14 protein-coding genes and 2 pseudogenes are annotated in these 19,002 nt (G+C 49.3%); 2 read left to right on the plus strand and 14 right to left on the minus strand.

Features of this window, described 5'->3' with window-relative positions; genetic code table 11:
- Positions 1 to 212 precede the first annotated feature (212 nt).
- Positions 213 to 1,300, minus strand: a protein-coding gene (locus M6D89_RS13325) for an IS3 family transposase (RefSeq protein ID WP_253968575.1) whose coding sequence is annotated in 2 segments (ribosomal slippage) — positions 213 to 1,048 and positions 1,048 to 1,300 — 1,089 coding nt in all. Because the reading frame shifts where the segments join, the coding sequence is not laid out codon by codon here.
- 71 nt (positions 1,301 to 1,371) lie between these two features.
- Between M6D89_RS13325 and M6D89_RS13330 the strand changes: the two are divergent.
- A pseudogene (locus M6D89_RS13330) lies at positions 1,372 to 1,956 on the plus strand (IS30 family transposase); the annotation flags it as partial.
- Positions 1,957 to 1,995: 39 nt separating this feature from the next.
- Here M6D89_RS13330 and M6D89_RS13335 read toward each other — a convergent pair.
- From M6D89_RS13335 to M6D89_RS13390, 12 genes and pseudogenes are all read right to left on the minus strand, one after another.
- Positions 1,996 to 2,241 (minus strand): annotated as a pseudogene (locus M6D89_RS13335) (transposase); the annotation flags it as partial.
- 288 nt (positions 2,242 to 2,529) lie between these two features.
- Entirely contained in the window at positions 2,530 to 3,297 is a 768-nt protein-coding gene (locus M6D89_RS13340; protein WP_253968576.1) for a sulfotransferase domain-containing protein, read from the minus strand.
- 22 nt (positions 3,298 to 3,319) lie between these two features.
- Complete coding sequence (locus tag M6D89_RS13345) at positions 3,320 to 4,888, minus strand: glycosyltransferase (protein WP_253968577.1); 1,569 nt, start codon at positions 4,886 to 4,888, stop codon at positions 3,320 to 3,322.
- A gap of 3 nt (positions 4,889 to 4,891) precedes the next feature.
- The gene (locus tag M6D89_RS13350; RefSeq protein WP_253968578.1) at positions 4,892 to 7,108 is read right to left on the minus strand and encodes a glycosyltransferase family 4 protein; all 2,217 of its coding nucleotides are present in this window, start codon (positions 7,106 to 7,108) and stop codon (positions 4,892 to 4,894) included.
- A gap of 42 nt (positions 7,109 to 7,150) precedes the next feature.
- The gene (gene rfbA, locus M6D89_RS13355) at positions 7,151 to 8,023 is read right to left on the minus strand and encodes a glucose-1-phosphate thymidylyltransferase RfbA (protein WP_253968579.1); all 873 of its coding nucleotides are present in this window, start codon (positions 8,021 to 8,023) and stop codon (positions 7,151 to 7,153) included.
- Between the two features lie 428 nt (positions 8,024 to 8,451).
- On the minus strand, positions 8,452 to 9,330 hold the full coding sequence (gene rfbD, locus M6D89_RS13360; RefSeq protein WP_253968580.1) for a dTDP-4-dehydrorhamnose reductase: 879 nt from the start codon (positions 9,328 to 9,330) through the stop codon (positions 8,452 to 8,454).
- Positions 9,331 to 9,350: 20 nt separating this feature from the next.
- Complete coding sequence (gene rfbC, locus M6D89_RS13365) at positions 9,351 to 9,893, minus strand: dTDP-4-dehydrorhamnose 3,5-epimerase (protein ID WP_253968581.1); 543 nt, start codon at positions 9,891 to 9,893, stop codon at positions 9,351 to 9,353.
- Positions 9,894 to 9,895: 2 nt separating this feature from the next.
- The gene (gene rfbB / locus M6D89_RS13370; RefSeq protein ID WP_336297554.1) at positions 9,896 to 10,972 is read right to left on the minus strand and encodes a dTDP-glucose 4,6-dehydratase; all 1,077 of its coding nucleotides are present in this window, start codon (positions 10,970 to 10,972) and stop codon (positions 9,896 to 9,898) included.
- Positions 10,965 to 11,291 carry a hypothetical protein gene (locus M6D89_RS13375; protein WP_253968582.1) on the minus strand — a complete coding sequence of 109 codons (327 nt, stop codon included), beginning with the start codon at positions 11,289 to 11,291 and terminating at the stop codon, positions 10,965 to 10,967. The genes rfbB and M6D89_RS13375 overlap by 8 nt, the downstream gene beginning before the upstream one ends.
- Complete coding sequence (locus M6D89_RS13380) at positions 11,288 to 13,834, minus strand: hypothetical protein (RefSeq protein ID WP_253968583.1); 2,547 nt, start codon at positions 13,832 to 13,834, stop codon at positions 11,288 to 11,290. Before M6D89_RS13380 ends, M6D89_RS13375 begins: the two co-directional genes overlap by 4 nt.
- A 12-nt stretch (positions 13,835 to 13,846) precedes the next feature.
- Positions 13,847 to 15,667: a coiled-coil domain-containing protein gene (locus M6D89_RS13385; protein ID WP_253968584.1), complete on the minus strand. Its 1,821-nt coding sequence runs from the start codon at positions 15,665 to 15,667 to the stop codon at positions 13,847 to 13,849.
- Complete coding sequence (locus M6D89_RS13390) at positions 15,664 to 16,014, minus strand: winged helix-turn-helix transcriptional regulator (protein ID WP_253968585.1); 351 nt, start codon at positions 16,012 to 16,014, stop codon at positions 15,664 to 15,666. Before M6D89_RS13390 ends, M6D89_RS13385 begins: the two co-directional genes overlap by 4 nt.
- A 595-nt stretch (positions 16,015 to 16,609) precedes the next feature.
- On the opposite strand from M6D89_RS13390, the gene M6D89_RS13395 reads away from it, so the two are divergent.
- On the plus strand, positions 16,610 to 17,935 hold the full coding sequence (locus tag M6D89_RS13395; RefSeq protein ID WP_253968586.1) for a UDP-glucose dehydrogenase family protein: 1,326 nt from the start codon (positions 16,610 to 16,612) through the stop codon (positions 17,933 to 17,935).
- 496 nt (positions 17,936 to 18,431) lie between these two features.
- On the opposite strand, the gene M6D89_RS13400 is transcribed toward M6D89_RS13395, so the two are convergent.
- On the minus strand, positions 18,432 to 18,722 hold the full coding sequence (locus M6D89_RS13400; protein WP_253968587.1) for a GIY-YIG nuclease family protein: 291 nt from the start codon (positions 18,720 to 18,722) through the stop codon (positions 18,432 to 18,434).
- Positions 18,723 to 19,002 lie beyond the last annotated feature (280 nt).

Here is a 19,002-nt window from a genome sequence, read left to right on the forward strand (position 1 = left end):
TGAGATTTTTATGAGATATGGCATGTATTATAACAACCAAATCGCACTTGAAGTAACTCCATTTCTGGACGCCTTTTGCAATCTTGAGTGTAGAAAAATTCACTTTTTAGTGGTTGTCGATCTCCGCCCCATCACTCAATATTTCTATTTTATCCACGTAAGAATCCATAAAGGTAATCCCCCCATTTTCAACCGAAGCTAAAAGTAGAAGGCTATGCGGCTAACGCCAGTTTTTGTATTGGCGTTATGCCACCCAAGGCCATGTTCGGCCTTTCGTTGTTATAAGTCCACAACCAGTTGGTAGCGTGTTGCTGAACCTCTTCGATGCAACTGAAGAGGTATTGCCCCAGCCAGTCATAGCGAACTGTGCGGTTGTAGCGTTCGATATAAGCATTCTGCTGTGGGTTGCCGGGCTGGATAAACTCCAACTTAACACCACGGTTTTCCGCCCAAGTCGCCAATAGATCGCTAATGTACTCGGGACCGTTGTCACAACGTAGCTGCTTGGGCTTGCCGCGCCATTCAATGATCTGATCCAAGGCGCGTATTACCCGCGCTGCTGGTAAGGAAAAGTCCACTTCGATCGCCAAGCCTTCACGATTAAAGTCATCAATCACATTGAATAGCCGGTAACTTCGACCATCTTCAAGCTGGTCGTGCATAAAGTCCATTGACCAGCAGTCGTTCACAGCCTCGGGCACCGATAACGCTTCCGGTTTCTCTCTCACAAGCCGCTTCTTCGGCTTGATGCGCAGATTAAGTTCCAACGCCTTGTATATCCGGTAAACACGCTTGTGGTTCCAGCCATAGCCTTTGACGTTCCTCAGGTAAAGATAACAGAGCCCAAAACCCCAGTTGCGTTGATTATGGGTTAACCGGATCAACCAATCGGCAATCTCGGCGTTTTCGCTGCTGAGTTTGGGCTGATAGCGGTAGCAGGTCTCACTGATACCAACGGCCGCACAAGCCACACGTATACTGGCATCTTTGTGCTTAACCGCATCCTGCGCCACCTCCTTGAGTCGAGATGGCTTTACCACTTTTTTTGAAGCGCTTCCTGAACAATCTCGGCCTTCAAGCGCTCTTCGGCGTACATCTTCTTTAAACGCCGGTTCTCCTCCTCAAGCTCCTTGAGCCTCGCCATCATAGAAGCGTCCATTCCACCGTACTTGCTGCGCCACTTGTAGAAGGTGGCAGAGCTCATGCCGTGCTCGCGACACAGCTCTGGGACCGGGGTTCCAGCCTCAGCTTGCTTAAGAATGGCCATGATCTGGCTATCTGAGTACTTCGATTTTTTCATGCAGAATCTCCTGCGCAAATGATACGAGAAAACTCTACTTTTGGCTCCTGTTAATTTCCGGGGGGATTACCCTTCGGATCGCCTCAAAGCCTTACCGTAAGCGTTACGGCAAAAATGATCGGCGAGGAACGATTAAAAACCGCGTGAGTATTGAACAGCGCCCAAGCGTCGTCGATCGGGGAAACCGTGTGGGTGACTGGGAAGGCGACACCATCATCGGCAAGAATCGCAAAGGCGCCTTATTGACGATGGTTGAGCGCAAGACGCTGTATACGGTCATTGTTCTTCTAACAGGCAAAAGAGCCGATCTTCTCGCCGAGGCGGCCATTGAGCATATGGCGCACCTCAAAGATCACGTCAAGACGATCACGTTTGACAATGGGCTTGAGTTTGCAGAACACGAGGCTATCTCAAAGGGGCTGGAGGCAAGCGTCTATTTTGCACATCCCTATGCGTCGTGGGAGCGTGCCATTAACGAGAACACCAATGGGCTCATCCGCCAGTATTTCCCAAAGGGAACAGACTTTACAGAAGTGACGGACGAGCAGGTTCAGTTTGTGATGGATCGTCTGAACAACAGGCCAAGGGAGACGCGTGGCGGCTGTTCGCCGAACGAGCTATTTATGGGGCGGCGATATGACTTGCTCGCCGCGTAACTAAATTGCAGTTATTACTTGAAACCACGTATCTTTTTATTCCTCTATGCGCTGAATTTGACGTTCAAGTTCTCGTATCCGGCGCTGATCTGGCGTCAAGGGTGTGGCAGCAGGCTTGACGCCTTCACGCTCCAGGCGCAGCTGTCTCAACCATTTGTCCATTGTAGATAGCCCGACTCCCATCGCTTCAGCAGCTTCTTTAACTGTCCGACCTTGATCGACTACCAGCTGGGCCGATTCCAGTATAAACTCGGGGCTAAAAGTTGGTCTTGTTCGTTTACTCATTGGTCACCTATGTGTCTAAGAAGTGATCATATCACCTCTAATTAGGTGGCCAAATTAACTATGCCACTACAATTAGCACCTTTAGCATCAAGAGCATCTTCAATCTCTCTCGCAAGACAAGATCCTATGCAAAAAACACCTGATACGTCATTAAAGTCCTGCAATGTTACCTCAGGATTTATTTGAGCCGCCTTATTGTAGATTCGATTCCTTGCCGCTCCAGTCCCTATATACATTGCTTTTTCTTACTTTTAATGCATCTTCAATTTTCATCTCCCCCCCCCCGTGTCATGCATGGTTCATATCTGACTCAGACACCAACCTCTGATACATTGAATCCAAATCTTCTTTGATCGACTGTCTAATCCTGTTTTTGACTTGCTCCCCTTTTCCAAAAGAGTTTGAATTAAAGTTTTCGCTAACAAAGCCTTCACGAATTTTTATACCAACATTTTTGAGCAAGCGTTCGGAAACAGGGGGCTGGCTAATAAACTGGTCATACCCTACCAAAAACACCCGCTTACGCTCTGAAAGTCTCTGTTTAAAATAAAGACTATTTCTCGCGTACCAGAACATACCACAGACTTCTTCTTTAGTAGGGTTAGACTCGTAAAGAATTTCTGCCTTTTCAACAACTTCGGCGGGGTATGCATCCCGAAACCCCATATTACTAGTTTTATTATTCTTAAAAAGCGGGAGCAAGTGGCTATTTTTATCAATGCCTGGCCACTTAACCAACATTGAGGCAACCACATCAGCGTAGTTGCGAAACATCCAGATGGCAGACGATGAGCCAGCAAAAAAGTCCATTATGTCGGCGGCATAATGACTCTGAACTAGAGGTTTTATGATAACAGTGTCCTCAGAAACACTCCGTACTTTATCTTCAACCTCATCTAAAGGGTTCAGCTTTAAGCCTTGACGTACATCTTTTGAACAAAGAGTAGATCGAGCTTCTGGAAACGCTTTAACAGAACCCAAGCCACCAAGAGATTTAAGTAGAGCCGTAGTTCCCGATCTCTGACAGCCAAATATAAAAACAATTTTCTTATCCAAGACTAAAGCCTCTTCTAGTGAATCAACAATTTCTCGTTAAAAGGTGTTTAAACAGCATTACGTGCTGATTGGCCCATGTACTCCAGTTATGACTCATCATGTAGCTGGACAAACGTCCTTTCTGGGCTAAATAATTATCTCTCGTTGAAATAATCGCTTTTTTCAGAGACTCATAGTCACCCGTTCTATATTCTATATGAGGAAACTCAGGAATAACCCCTATAGGTGGAGCAATTGCCATCGTTCCCGAAGCCAGAGCCTCCATAAAGGGGACGGGACCACCCTCAATTAGCGAGGGGACAAGGAGATAGTCAACCGCTTGATAGAAATCCGAAAAATCATCAAAGTCCCATACGGGGACGCCCCATGAATCATTAGTGGCGACGATTTTAACACCCTTCATCACCTCGGGGTCGTTATTCAATTGATGCACTAAGTGCTCGCCTTTCCTTCCCCCTTTATACACTCTTCCGACTATCCCTAAGGTCATTCGTGGTTTGAAGGATGCGTCGGCTCCCACTTTAATAACGGTTATTTTCTCTTCGGGTATATCAAACCTTCTAAGGTTCTCCGCAGCCTCTTCTGAAACGGCGATACAGTGATCAACTTCCCGAGCCACGGAAATCCACTTATCTGCATGAAGAGCTTCGTCAAAATGAGTAAAGTTTGCCACCACAACGCCAGACTTAGGGCGTTTATTGAAGTAGCCGTAGTTAATGTAATAATGAACATTAGCGTCGTGGTAATCCTCATTTATCTTTGCGTTCTTTAAACGCTTTACAATCTCTTCCCCTTTTCTGTGCATTATCCAGCCGGGCTTCTCGGTAACCACTCTTAGCTTTACGTCATCCGAATTTGGCAAAACCACCTGTTCCTTTGAAAACATTCTCGTAATTACATCCTTCATTCGTTTAATATCGTTTGGCGGCGTCACTTTTTGGTCGAACAGCTTTCTAGTTTTGTTCTCATAGTGAATGGCAGTCGCGTTATGGCAGTACATCACTTTCTTCTGGAACGCTTCTCTATACTCAAGGCACAAGATAACATCCTGTGCTGCCACTTCACACTGCTCATCGAACCTGACCGCTAAAAACTCTTCTCGGTCGATTATCACAAACGCGCCTGTAACCGCAGGCACATCCATATCATACGCAACCCTGGGATCTCTGTATGACGCCTTGTTTTTCAAATAATGATAAGGCATTAACTCATCGTTGATGAACATTCCCGCATGCTGAATATTTCCGTCCGGGTACCTTAAGTTCGCCCCCACAACACCAACATCACGCTGTTGAAAAACAGTCAATGCCCTATCGATGCAATGTTGATCTAACTCGATATCATCGTTAATGAAAAGCAGCGTATCGTAGCTCGCCATCTCGGCAATTTCATTGTTGTTTTTTGAAAAGTTGTATGGCTTGATTGATTCAAAAAGAATATTTTGGCTGTCATATCGACCAATTGGCGGCAGCGATTCACCATTCCAGGAACAGATCACCTCGTAATCCCCCTTGGGAAACGCTTTTGGAATAGAGATAATTAGCTTGTCAAGGTTCTCTAAGCTTCTGGATACCGTCAAAATTGACAACATTTTCTACTTCTCCATTAATTCAAGAATTAGCTCTCTATACTCTGAGACCATTTCTTCATAACTGGTTAGGGCCTCAAACTGTTTGTAAGCGCATTTCCTATAAGCGCTTAAACGCTGGAGACTGCCTATTACACCATAAAGCTTTGTTGCCAGCTCCTCTTCATTACCAGCTTCGTAAAAAACACCACTTTCACCTTCTGTAATTTGCTCAACGACTCCAAAGCAGGGAGTTGCCACTACTGGAAGAGAAAAATATAGCGCCTCAAGAACTACCCTAGGATAGCTTTCGTGAACAGATGACATTACGAAGGTGTCGGAAGCAAGGTACAGCAGTTGAACCAGTGGGTCATTCGTATCCTCTGTCTGGGGCAACAAATGAATTTTACCTTGCAACGCCACCGGAAGATTCAACATTTCATCGTAAACCAGTCTAGAATACTCATTATCATTCATGCCGACGATAAACACACGGGGCACCTCATCCAGCCTTTCATAGAGGCTGGGTAACGCGCGCACTAAATCCAGCTGCCCTTTCCTTTCGCAAACAGTGCCAACACTCAGTACTACTCTTTCGTTACTCGATATCCCCATCATTACTCGTGCAGTATCGCGCGTAACTCCACCAAGTTTTCTTTCAAGCTCAGACGCTTCAAGCCCATTGTAGATAACAGTTTGATTGCCAGAGTCTGCAAATCCCCAAAGATTCTTTGTTGCGCGAGCGACAAAAACTGATCGATCAACACGGGCTACCAATGAGTCAGCATATCCTCTAATATAGTCGGGCAAGTAGGAAAAGTAAGTTGTCGGATCCTCGCTCTCCCGAGGGATTAAGATAGTCGGAATGTCAAGGGCCAAACCAACAATCGCAGAATGAAAAGACTGCAAGGTGTTCGCTACAATTACATCAGGAGATAGCGCCCCCATGGAGGCTATAAGATAATCTAGCTCGCTTAGCCAAGACTCCTCTGATGAGCCACGCACCCGAGGGTAGCTTTGAACGATCACCGAAATACCCTGTTCTTCGTAAGCCTCTCTCATTGGGCCGTCAGTAGGTGAAAAAACGACGGGATATAGCCTAGCCGACCTCGCCAAGCCAACTACTGTCTGATAAAGACTTGTCTGAGCACCCTGAACTTTAAAATTATGGGAAGCGAATAAGACAACTCTCTTTCCTAGCGTCTTCGCGTGCTCTGCACGTTTTACCCAAGCCGACTTCTCCTTAAACCGCTCAATGCCGATAACTCTACTGACAGAATCGGTAGACAACCTTACTTCCAACCTATGTTCGTCACCATCAAAAAATTGCTTAGGAACGCTTAATAGCAACTCACCGGCCGGAATATTTAAGGCTCTTTGGACATCCGGCCGATTGTTGGTCACATTCGTTGTCCTGACCACTTCGCCATCAATTAAAAGGTGTGCCTTTACACTCTTCAACTCTTTTATTGTAGGCATTGCCAGCCAGCCCCTATACCTGCCTTTAGAAAAGGACTCTTTTCGAAAGCTTACCTTTATTTCACCGCATTCCGGAAGCTTTACTTTGCCTCCGTCAAGTTTTTCTTTGATTTGACCTAACCTCTGAAACTCCTTCCTTGATAAAAACCGTGCATTGTCAATCAGGCTTGTACGACGAAAAAAAATGTCGCATAACGACCGCCTAAGTCCCGACACCCTCTCAAAGTAGAGCTGGAACCTATTAAGGGTATCATCTGAAACATCCAGCCATAGATCATGCGTGTTAAACACTGCAGCTGATCTACTTCTGATAGGCTGAATTCTTCCACATTCTAGAAAAGGAAAGTCAACTGGAACTTTCGTCTTCTCACCTGCAACCTGAATTACGCTCCCCCAACATACATGGTGAAGCAAACCAAATATTAGAGAAGATCGACCAGCGCTTTCTAAGTTAACGATTGCAGCGGGCTGAGAGACGACCAAGTCTCGAAGTTGCGTCACAAAGGAGGCGCTCTTTTCAAACTCACGCAAGGCAACCCATCCCGAGGCAAGGTCTTTGTCACTCTCAATAACACTGATTGGCTTTAAAACATCCCGCCTAATAAAACTAGGAATTAACCGCAAATTAAACGCTGCTTGTTCTGCGACTACATTATTAGCCCCAAGACTGGCAATGCATTTGACATAGCCATCAAATGCATTGGAGTAATTCCTCTTCCTAAAAGCGGAGTTAGCTCGGCCTAAAGATTTTTTTACGTTATCCATAAAGTTTTTTGTCACCCATTAGCGAATCGTAATCACTTGAAATTAATCAACATCACCAATCAAGTGCTTCAAATACTTACCATACTGAGTTTTTCTGTATAGAAGTGCCTGAGCCTCTAAATCCACGGATGTAATCCATTGATTCCTCCATGCAATTTCTTGAAGGCAAGCCACCTTCAAACCCTGCCTATGCTCAATGGTTTGCACATACTGCGCTGCCTCAAGTAGACTATCGTGAGTCCCGGTATCCAACCACGCAAACCCCCTCCCCAAGCGCTCCACACTTAAGTCGCCTCGTTCTAAATATGCATTGTTAATAGAAGTAATTTCCAACTCACCTCGGACTGAGGGCTTAACCGACTTCGCAATATCAACAACATCGTTGTCATAGAAGTATAAGCCAGTCACCGCGTAGTGGGATTTTGGTTTCTCTGGCTTTTCTTCAATGCTAATGGCTTTACCATTTTCATCAAACTCCACTACGCCAAATCGCTCAGGGTCATTAACCCAATAGCCAAAGACAGTTGCACCTTTTCCTTTACTTGCGGCATTTTTAAGTTGATTGGTAAAGTGCTGACCGTGAAAAATGTTGTCGCCCAACACCAAGCAGACGCTGTCATTGCCAATAAATTCTTCGCCGATAATGAAAGCTTGGGCCAGGCCGTCCGGGCTGGGTTGGACTTTATAGCTAAAGGTAACGCCAAACTGCTCGCCCGTACCCAATAATTTTTGATATTGAGGCAAATCGTCAGGGGTACTGATGATTAATATATCGCGAACACCCGCCAGCATTAGAACTGATATGGGGTAGTAAATCATCGGTTTGTCGTACACTGGCAATAATTGCTTTGATGTTCCCAGAGTGATGGGGTGTAGGCGGGTTCCGCTGCCGCCTGCCAGTACGATGCCTTTCATTTAGCTTTCCTTTGATGTTTGGTTACTTTGTTGCGTTGTTTGCTCCGCTAAAGCGGGCTCTTTTTCTGGATTCCCTGTCGTGGCAGGGAATGACGTTACTACTAAACCCTTTCCTATTTCTGGATTCCCTGTCGTGGCAGGGAATGACGGTAATGCTAATTTGTCTTTTCACCTGCCTGGATTCCCTATCGTGGTAGGGAATGACGATAATGATAAACCGCCTGTCTCCTGTTTGGGTTCCCTATCGTGGTAAAGAATGACATTAGTGCTAATTTGTCTCTTCGTCTGCCTAGGTTCCCTGTCGTGGCAGGGAATGACGTTGCTACTAAACCCTTTCATATTTCTGGATTCGCTGTCGTGGCAGGGATTGACGATTTTACTAACCGCTCCGATTCCCTCCTTTTGGGAAAAACGGTTTTCTTTTGGGGTTAACCGTTATAATCCAGATATTCCTCTAGCGTTTGTTCTAGTTGGGACTTCCAGTCGGGTAGCTGTATACCTAGGGCTGACTCCAGTTTTGTTAGGTTTAAGCGCGAGTTTAGCGGACGCTTAGCCGGTGTGGGGTAATCTGCCGTGGCTATGGGGTGAACAGCCTCGGGCGTTATCGCTAGCTTTTTGCCGTGCATCAAACACCCGGTAAAAATGGCTTGGGCAAAACCTTGCCAACTGGTAGAACCGCTGGGTGCCAGATGATAAATACCCGACTCTATCCTCTTTTCATACGCCAGTAACGAGACTTGCGCAATAAGTCGCGCCGGGGTGGGTGCGCCTGTTTGGTCTGACACGACGTTCAGCTGTGCCTTTTCTTTGCCTAGGCGAATCATGGTTTTCATAAAGTTGTGGCCACGGGCGCTGTAAACCCAGCTGGTACGGAATATGTAGTGCTTGCAACCGCTGGCAACAATGGCACTGTCGCCACTCAGCTTAGTCGCGCCATAAACGCCTAAGGGACCAGTTTCAGCCGTTTCGCTATAAGCCGCACTGCCAACGCCTGGGTATACATAGTCAGACGAATAGTGGATTAGCATTGCACCAGACTGGGCCGCATAGTTTGCTAATTGACTGGGAAGCTCCGCATTAATTCGGGCAGCTAAAGCTTGTTCGCTTTCGGCTTTATCAACAGCGGTGTATGCTGCGGCATTTAGTATTAAGGCTGGCTTTAACTCGCACAAGTGGGCGTCTACAGCCTCGGCGCTTTCCAGGTTTAGCTCTGCTCGGGTTGGGGCGTTTATTTCCCCCAGGGGTGCGAATACACGCTTTAGCTCGAAACCAACTTGGCCCGTTTGGCCCAACAGTAATATTGTCATAGCATTCAGCACATTCGTGGCTAGGAAAATTTAGGGGCGTCGTTAAACAACAAGCCTTCGGCATCTTTCGCGGAAAGCGTAGGATTGGCCCCTGCGGGCCATTCTATACCCACGGTAGGGTCATCCCACCGTAGCGAGTATTCATCACCAGGGTTGTAGTAATCGGTGCACTTATACTGAAACTCCGCCATTTCACTGGTTACATAAAATCCATGAGCAAAGCCCGGCGGCACCCACAGCATTTGCTTATTAGCTTCGCTTAAATAAGCCCCCACCCACTGCCCGAACGTAGGAGAACTTTGGCGCATATCCACAGCCACATCGAAAACCTCACCCCGAGTTACCCGGACTAACTTTCCCTGTGGCTTTTGGTACTGATAATGCATACCACGCAAAATACCCTGAGCGGAACTTGAATGATTATCCTGCACGAATTGATATGCACCACACTCTCGCTCAAATTCACTTTGACGAAAGCTTTCCATGAAAAAGCCGCGTTCGTCGCCGAACACTTTAGGGGTAAGCAGTTTTACGTCGGGTATTGCTAATGCTTTATAGTTCACTTTTACATCTCTCCCACTTTAGCGGCAGCCACGCCTAAACGCTCCCCTCGGTAGCTGCCGTCTTGTACCTTTTTCCACCAAGCTTCGTTAGCCAGGTACCACTGGACGGTTTTACGCAATCCGGTTTCAAAAGTCTCTGCAGGTGTCCAGCCCAGGTCTTTTTCGATTTTGCTCGCGTCAATCGCGTAGCGGTGGTCATGGCCTGGGCGATCGGTCACAAAAGTGATTAGTTCGCGGTAACTGGTGGACTGGGGCACCAGTTCTTGCAAAAGGTCGCAAATAGTTTGTACAACCTCAAGGTTGGCTTTCTCGTTATGGCCACCGATATTGTAGGTTTCACCCACTTCACCTTTGGTAGCCACGGTTATGAGCGCACGGGCATGATCTTCCACATACAACCAATCGCGAATTTGCTGACCATTGCCGTACACAGGTAATCGTTTAGCCGCCAGGGCGTTTAAAATCATTAACGGTATCAGCTTTTCGGGAAAGTGATAGGGACCGTAATTGTTACTGCAATTGGTAATTAACGTGGGCAAGCCATAAGTACGCTGCCAGGCGCGAACCAAGTGGTCCGAGCTGGCCTTGCTGGCACTGTAGGGGCTACTGGGAGCATATGGAGTGGCTTCGGTAAACAGATCATCCGTGCCCTCAAGATCACCATACACCTCGTCAGTGGATATGTGATGAAACCGAAAACTTTTCGCTTCAGGTTCTCTTAACCCCTGCCAATAAGACCGTGCGGCCTCCAACAACGTGTAAGTGCCGACAATATTGGTTTGAACAAACTCCATGGGGCCGTCGATTGAACGGTCCACGTGACTTTCGGCCGCCAGGTGCATCACCACATCGGGTTTGAATTGGTTAAAAACCTGCTGCATAGCAGCTCCATCGGAAATATCGGCTTGTACAAAGTGGTAGCGGGGGTTGTGCTCCACCTCAGCCAGTGATTCCAAATTGCCCGCATAAGTTAACTTATCGACATTAACCACGGTATGGTCGGCATTCTGAATCAGCTCGCGCACAACGGCACTGCCAATAAAACCGGCCCCGCCGGTGACTAAAAACACTTTACTCACTTAAGTTTCCTTCAGTTTTGTCTTCGTCTAATAGCTGCTCGATAAGCGCCATTTGCGCTTCGGCCCTTTCTAGGTGCTGCTCTACCGCTGCTTGGCGAGCTTGGGTATCAGCCAGCTCTTGCTTCAGGCGGTAGTTTTCAAGCTTTAGTTCGCTAATTTCTACCCCCTGCTTAATTAACTGCTGTTTTTTTTCTTCCAGCTGTTGCTGCAGTGTTGCGTTATTACTGTTAGCTTCTAGCTGCTTAGCACTGCCTACCGTTTTATCGGTAGCCCCAAAACTAAAACTTAACGGCTGATCGGGCGCTGTGTGATTTGTCATTCTGCATTTACCTCTAAAGCCCAACTTGTGCTGTTATCGGTATGGCGGCGATATTCCAAGGCGCGGTCGTTTAATATTGCCGACCACGCATCATTTAATTCGGTGTCCGCCTGATTGCAGGGCATTACCACATCCAGCGAGAAAGCCGCCAAAGATTGCAATAATTGCGACAATGCCGCTTGAGGGTTAGGCCCGCCATCAGCCGGTGGCGTGATCACCACCAATAGCTTTGCGGTCTCGGCGTTTAGTATTTGCGGAATGCGCTTTAGGCTATCTTGCAAGTCGTAGTAAAGCTCGCCTTGGTCATTGACCTCTATTAACGGTGCGAACTTAACCTCAACGGCGGCGCTATGCCCCTGGGCGGTTAACGTTTTCTTTAGCTGGGTGCATACCTTTTTTTGGTGCTCAAAAGTGATTATACGTTTGGGCAAGTCAGAATCAGACGGCTCTATATACTCGGCACTGTCTTTCGCAGTACCCGATAACCGCTTTTGGGTAGCGGCACTTAAGCTATTGGCCAACAGCAGTGTGGCAGGGCCTGCGCCCAGCTGCAGCACCAAGTCATAGGGTTTGGATTTAAGCTGATTAGTTAAGGCCACAGCAAAGGCAGAGGATAAACGCTCGCCATTAAACTCCAGCGCGCGGCTGTCGCCCCCCAGCTGTTGCTGAAGCTGGATGCCGGCCTCTAACTCTTGCGCAGTGGTGGTTACGGTATCGGTCACATGGTGGCCCAAGGCATTGGCGGCTTGCTCTAGCTGTAAACGCTGCTGGCCGAATAGGTACTCCATTCGCTTTTGTAGCTCGGCAACGCTGCCCTGCTGCCCCTCTTGGCTATTTAAGCGTTCAGTAAGCTGCGCGGCTTGCTCTTGTGCTCGTGCCAAGTCTTGCTTGGTTTGAGCGTGCGCGTCTTGCTCTGCTTTCAAGTTTTGCGCGGCCTGCTCTTGCTGTTCATTTAATTTTTGCTCGGCACTGTCAGCCCTGGCTTGTTGATTATTCGCACGTTTTTGTGCGCCCTCTAGCTTTTGTTGCAGCTCTGCCAGCGTTTGTTTTTTATCGGCCAAGTCGTTTTGGGTTTGTTTGAGCGTAGTACTGGCTTTTTCCAGGTTCTGGCTTTTTACTTGCAACTGCTCTTTATGTTCAGCCAGTTGCTTTTCAGCCTGGTCGGCACGATTTTTTTGATTCTCAAACCGCTTTTGTAAGTCTTCTGCCGCCGCCTGCTTTTCGTTAACTGTTTGCTGCAGTTGTTCGGCTTGCTTTTTCTGCTGCTCCAGCTTTTCTGAAGCTGCCTGAGCGCTTTTCTTTTGCTCGGCCAACTGCTTTTCCAGTTGCTCGGTTTGCTGCGTCTTTTGCTGCAGCGGTTGTAGTTTTTCTTGTAGAACTTTGTTTTGGCTATTGGCTTGTTCTAGCTGCTGCTTTAGCTCGCCTATTTGTTTTTGGTGTTGCTGCAGCTGCTGCTGGCTTTTTTGTTGTTGCTGTATTAGTTGCTGATTTTGCTGTTCGGCTTGGACTGCTTGCTCCGTGGATTTTTGGAGCTGCTGCTGGGCAGCCTTTAAGTCGCTTTGGGCGTTTTGGCTGGCCTGCCCCAACTGCTGTTCGTAATCCGCTTGCAAACTAGCCAGGGCCTGCTTGTGTGCTTGCGCTGCGCTGGTTTGTTCGGCCAGCTGCTGTTGCGTGGCTTGCAAATCGTCTTGTTGCTGCTGCAGCTGTTCTTGTTTGCTGCTTAGCTGCTGTTGCAGACCAACCTCGGCCTGGGTGGCGTTTTGCAGGGCCACCTGGGTTTCGGTAAGGGTTTTATCCAGCTCTGCCAAGCGGGCGTTGGTGGCCTTGGCATTGGTTTTGTATTCCGTCAGTTGTTTTTGCACTTTTTTATGAGCGCTGCGCTCTTTTTTGTGCTTTTGTTTGGCCTCGTCTAGCTGCTCGGTTAAACGTGTTAGGGCTAGCATGCCGGTGTCTAGCTGGGCATATAGGTTTTGCGCGGTGCTGGTGGCAATGCCCTCGGTTAGCTGGTAACCCAGGGTTTTCAGCTTTTCGGCGGCATTTACCTTAGGGCACTGATATAGGCCGGGCTTAGTGGCTTGAAAATAAATATTCGCAAAGGTTTCAAAGCGGTTGCTTTGCGCCAGGGCGGTTAAGATATCTGACTCAGCGCCCGGGGCCTGCACAACCAGCAGATTGTGGTAGCCCTGAATACTTAACTGATTGAACAGTTGCGCTGGGGTTTGGCGCTGCACACTGTGGGTATTGGCCAGTCGCAGGCCGGGGTATAGATTTTTTAGCCCATCCAAAGGATACAAACTGGCGGTGTGGGCCAGGTTATACACGTGAAGCTCGCTACCTGCACGGGCGCCGCCCACGGCCTGCTCCAAAACGGTCACCCGATTATCGCCTTCGGCTTGCTGGCGTAGTTGCTCGGCCAGCTGGGGGTTAGGCTCGACCAGAATAATGCGCTCGGCCGCGCTGCTTAGGTAAGTGGGCAGTTCACTGCCCTGGCCGGCACCAATGTGAACAATAGTGCCGGTGTTTTGCGGTACATCGATTTGCATTGGGTTTGCCTCTTACTTCGCGTGGCAGGCACGGCCCTCGGCCTGACCGTACTTTAAGTAATGCACAAGGGGGTTAAAGTGGTTAGTGGCAACATCCGGGTAACGGCCCAGATACCATTGGCTGTCAAACTGGGGGCTGGGGTTGCGCCCCTCGAACCCGCCGTGCAGTACATAGTGGGCGGCGGGCTCTGCGCCGGTGAACACCACGTCGGGGTTTTGTTGCAAGTACCAGTCGCCGTCAAACAGTTCGGAGCTTTTAACTAGGTCTACGTCTTTTTTAAGCTGGCGGTGCTTGGGCGAGAACTGTTTTGCCACCATCCGCGCAGGTGCCAGCACCGAATGCATGGGCGAATGCTTGGGGGTAAGCTTTTTGCTTTGCGCCAACAGGGATTTTAAATCGCTGGTGGCGTGGTCTTTAGCTTTGCGGGCAGTGGTTAACTTAGCTTCTAGCTCATCAATTTTTTTCTGCAGTTTTTCGGCCTGCTTGGCTGCGTCTTGCTGAGCTTTTTGCAGCGCTTTGTCGTGTCTTTTAGTGGCATCCGCCAGGGCTTTGTTGTGCTGTTTTTGGGCGTCGTCCAGAGCTTTTTTATGCTGCTTAGCCGTGTCAGTTTGCTCTTTTTCTAAGGCTTTGTTTTTTAGGTAGTACTCTTCCAACTGTTCTTGTACTAAAAACAGCTGGTCTAAGATTAGTTTGTTTTCGTCTTTTGTATCGCTCAGCTGGGTTTGCAGGGGCGCCAGAGCTTGTTCGGCTTTATCCAGGTTGGACTGGGCGGTTTTTAACTGTTCGCTGAGGGCTTTCTGCTCGGTATCGCGCTCCGTCTGTAAAGTTTTGATTTGCTCTTTCACCGCCTTCAGGTCGGCCTGCAACTTGGCATTGACGCTTTGAGACTGCTTAAGCTGAGCTGACTGCGAGTCACCCGCCTTGGCTAGCTCTGCCTGTTGCGCTTTTAGCTCTTTCTGTGCGGCGTTTAAATCGGTTTGCAATTTGGTATTAGCGCTTTGCGATTGTTGCAGCTGCTGATCGTGGGCCTGTTTTGCCTCGGCCAATTGCTTGTCAGCCGTTTGGTTTTGCAGGTAGTAGGTTTCCAGCTGCTCTTGCACGGTAAACAACTGGTCTAATAGCAGTTTATTTTCGTCTTGGGCGTCCGCGAGTTGTTTTTGTAATGGCTCAAGTGCCTGATCGGTCTGCTCTGTCGCCTGAAGCTCTTCACAACGACTCTGCAATTGACTGTTTTCGGCGCGCAGTTGCTCTAGCGCATCTCCACCGCTGATTGTTTGCTCGTAAGCTTTTAAGTATAAATCCTCTACTTGTGGCGCGGCCCACTCCAACGGCAAGCTTATGGCTTGTAGCTCGGGCAGCAGCGCCAGAATATCCGGATGGGTAGCGCTGAGTAGGGCGGCGGTTACTCCGGCCAGTGGCGTGTAATCGTTGTTTGCTGGCTGAACCTGTTCAGGTGCCTGCAGCTGTAGACCGTGGCGCTCATTTAGCCAGTGGGCCAGACTTTCGGCTTGTTGCTGCGCAGCCGGGGCGCTAACGGTACTGCTGTTTAATGGGTTGGCGACATACTGCTCAATAACCTGCCGGGCCTTAGCGCACCAGTCGGCCGCCGCCTGTTGGGGGGTAGTGCCGGCATCTAACGCTTGAGCAATGGCCAGCTGAGGAGGCAGATACACCAACAGCACCGGCTGCGATTCGCCTTCAGGCTCGCCCTGCTCCAAGGGAGTTAGGTGGCCCTGTAATTCGCCCAGTAGCTGCTGCATAGCAGACAAGCCGCCCATAGGCGCCAGTCCAGCTAATGTATTAGGGGGAGTGTTGATTGATTCTTGCGTCATGAGTTTGCTCTTAGCGCCCCCCGAGCGGAGGTGTCGCGTTGCTTTAATTCAGCTTCAAGTTCAGATATATCGCGCTCTAGCGCGGCGCGTTCAGATTTTTTAGTGCTTAGCACGCTGACCGCGATACTACGCCGGGTGCGCTGACCACAGGGGGTAATTTGATAGGCATACTGGGGCTGCCCGGCAGAGCGCTGGGCCTGGATTAATTGCTCGTCACCCATTTGTTTCAGGCAGGCATTCACCCAGCCCAGGCTAACATCCAATTGGCCAGCCAGCTCGCGCTGCGTGATGCTGGCGTTATCTTCCAGCAGCTTTAAGATTTTGTAGCGGTATTCGTCGGTTAGCATCCTGGCAACCTGGGGCGAAAACCCCGTAAAAAAGGAAAGTACAAAAGGCCTATGGCCAGCTTCCGTTCAACCAATGAACGTGATGCTACAAAGTTTTACAAAGGAATGCAAATATGTGGAATGGTGCGCCTATGTGGCGGCGTAGCCACGCTCTTTGTCTGGGTTCCCGCATTCGCGGGAATGACGGGGGCACGGAATGACGTGGGGCCGGGAATGACGGTCTTTCGGGGAATGACGTCTTGCGGCAAGCCACGCTCTTTGTCTGGGTTCCATCTACGTGATGGCTCAGCCACTCTCTCTTGCAAGATTCCCGCATTCGCGGGAATGACGTTCTTTCGTGGGAATGACGGGGGCACGGAATAACCATAGTAGCGAAAGAATGTCGTTCCCGCGGCGGCGGGAAACCAGCTAAAGAGTTATACCTTCGGCGAAGTCATTCCCGCGAATGCGGGAAACCAGAACAAGAGCTATGCCTTCGGCATACCTTTAGACATATTTCTGTCACATTTCACTCTTACCTTCGGTTTTTGGTTTGCGTAAAAATTATCAAACGGTAATATGGCGCAACAAATTGCACTAAACGAAAGGACTTATTGTGAAGGTTACGATTTTTGGCACTGGCTATGTAGGTTTGGTACAAGGGGCCGTGCTGGCCGAAATGGGCAATGATGTCGTCTGCGTTGACTTAGATGAGAACAAAGTAGCGCAGCTTAATCAGGGGCATATCCCCATTTACGAGCCGGGGCTGGAAGAGTTAGTTACCAGCAACGCCAAAGAGGGCCGGTTAGCGTTTACCACCGACAGTGCTGAGGGAGTGAGCCACGGACAGGTGATTTTTACCGCCGTGGGTACACCGCCGGACGAGGATGGCTCGGCGGATTTAAAACATGTGCTGGCGGTGGCGACCACTATTGGCCAATATATGAGCGAGCGCAAGATTATTGTGAATAAATCCACGGTGCCCGTGGGTACGGCGGATAAGGTGCACGCCACCCTGGCCGACACTCTGGCCCAGCGCGGCGAAGATATTCCGTTTGATGTCGTATCGAACCCCGAGTTTTTAAAAGAAGGCTCGGCGGTGCACGACTGCATGAGCCCCGACCGCATTATTATTGGCACCGACAGCGAATACGCCGAAGAAGTTATGCGCGAGCTGTACGCCCCTTTTGAGCGCAAGCACGGTAAGGTAATGGTGATGGACGTACGCAGCGCCGAGCTAACCAAGTATGCTGCCAACTGTATGCTAGCCACCAAAATCAGCTTTATTAACGAAATTTCTAACCTAGCCGACCGTCTGGGCGCGGATATTGAAGCCGTTCGCCAGGGCATAGGCAGCGACCCGCGTATTGGTTACCAGTTTATTTACCCGGGAGCGGGCTACGGTGGCTCATGCTTTCCCAAAGACGTTCAAGCGCTGATTCGCACCGCCGACGATATTGGCTTTGATAGCTTGCTGCTTAAGGCGGTAGAGCAGCGCAACGCCTCACAAAAGCAAACCGTGGTGGAAAAAATATTTAAGCATTTCGGTGACGTTAGCGGCAAAACCTTTGCCCTGTGGGGTTTGGCCTTTAAACCCAACACCGACGACATTCGCGAAGCCCCGGCGCGGGTAGTTATGGAAGCGCTATGGGACGCTGGCGCTAAAATACAAGCCTACGACCCCGAGGCCATGGAGCAAATACAACACGCCTACGGCAACTCGCAAAGCCTGCGTCTGTGCGGCACCAAAGAAAGCGCCCTGCACGGCGCCGATGCGCTAATTATTATGACCGAGTGGCAGGCCTTTCGCGCACCGGATTTCGAGCTTATTCAAAAAGAGCTTACCGAACCGGTGGTATTTGATGGGCGAAATTTGTATGAGCCCAAGCGAATGGCGGCTAAGGGTTTTGTTTATTATTGTATTGGGAGGCCTGCGCTGTAAGCGCGACTCTTTTTCTGGGTCCCCTGTCGTGGCAGGGGATGACATTCCTGCGCTGTAAGCGCGACTCTCTTTCTGGGTCCCCTGTCGTAGCAGGGGATGACGTTCCTGCGCTGTAAGCGCGACTCTCTTTCTGGGTCCCATCGGTGTAGTGGCAAGCCACGCTCTCTAGCTGGGTTTCCGCATTCGCGGGAATGACGTTACTTCGGGGCATGGCGTCTTGTGCCGATGGTGTAGCTCTTACTCTGGATTCCATCTATGTGGTGGCATAGCCACGCTCCCTATCTGGATTCCCGCCTTCGCGGGAATGACGTTACTTCGGGGGAATGACGTTACTTCGGGGGAATGGCGTTACTTCGCGGGGATGGTGTTCTTGTGTTTTAAGGGTGGGTCTTTTGGTCAGCGGGCTTGGGCATTGGTCCTCAGTTGCTCTCCGTACTTTACCGTCATTCCCTCGGACGAGGGAATCCAGAAAAACTGTGCACTTCGAGTGCGGCCTTTAACCCGTAATGGTTGGGTACAAGTCTTCCCAAGCTGGGTTTTGGTGCTCGATCAAGTTTAGCTTCCACGCCCTATTCCACTTTTTTAGCCGCTTTTCTCGTTGAATAGCACTTTCCATGGTGGGTGCCGTTTCAAAATAGACCAGCATAGTCAGATTGTATTTATGGCTAAAGCCTTCAACTTGGTGGTTTTTGTGCTGCCATATACGCTGGGTTAGGTTACTGGTAACGCCGATGTAGAGCGTGCCATTGCGTTTATTGGTAAGAATATAGACGGCGGGATGCTTCATGGACACTCCTTGTCGATTGCCCACCCTTGCTGGGTTTAAATATAAATGAATGGGCTTTATGACAAGGTAGCAGACATAGTGCTGGATTCCATCGGTGTTGTGGTACAGCCACGCTCTTTTTCTGGGTTCCCGATCCGGGTCGGGAATGACGTTTTTTCGTGGGAATGACGTTACTGCTAGGGCGGGACTGTGGCGGAGCGGGGTTTCTGGATTTCAACGATGCCGTGGCTAAGCCACACTTCCTGTCCGGGTTCCACCTATGCTGCGACAAGTCGCGTTT

Origin of the sequence: Gilvimarinus xylanilyticus (assembly GCF_024195295.1) — a bacterium.
Classification (GTDB): Bacteria; Pseudomonadota; Gammaproteobacteria; order Pseudomonadales; family Cellvibrionaceae; genus Gilvimarinus; species Gilvimarinus xylanilyticus.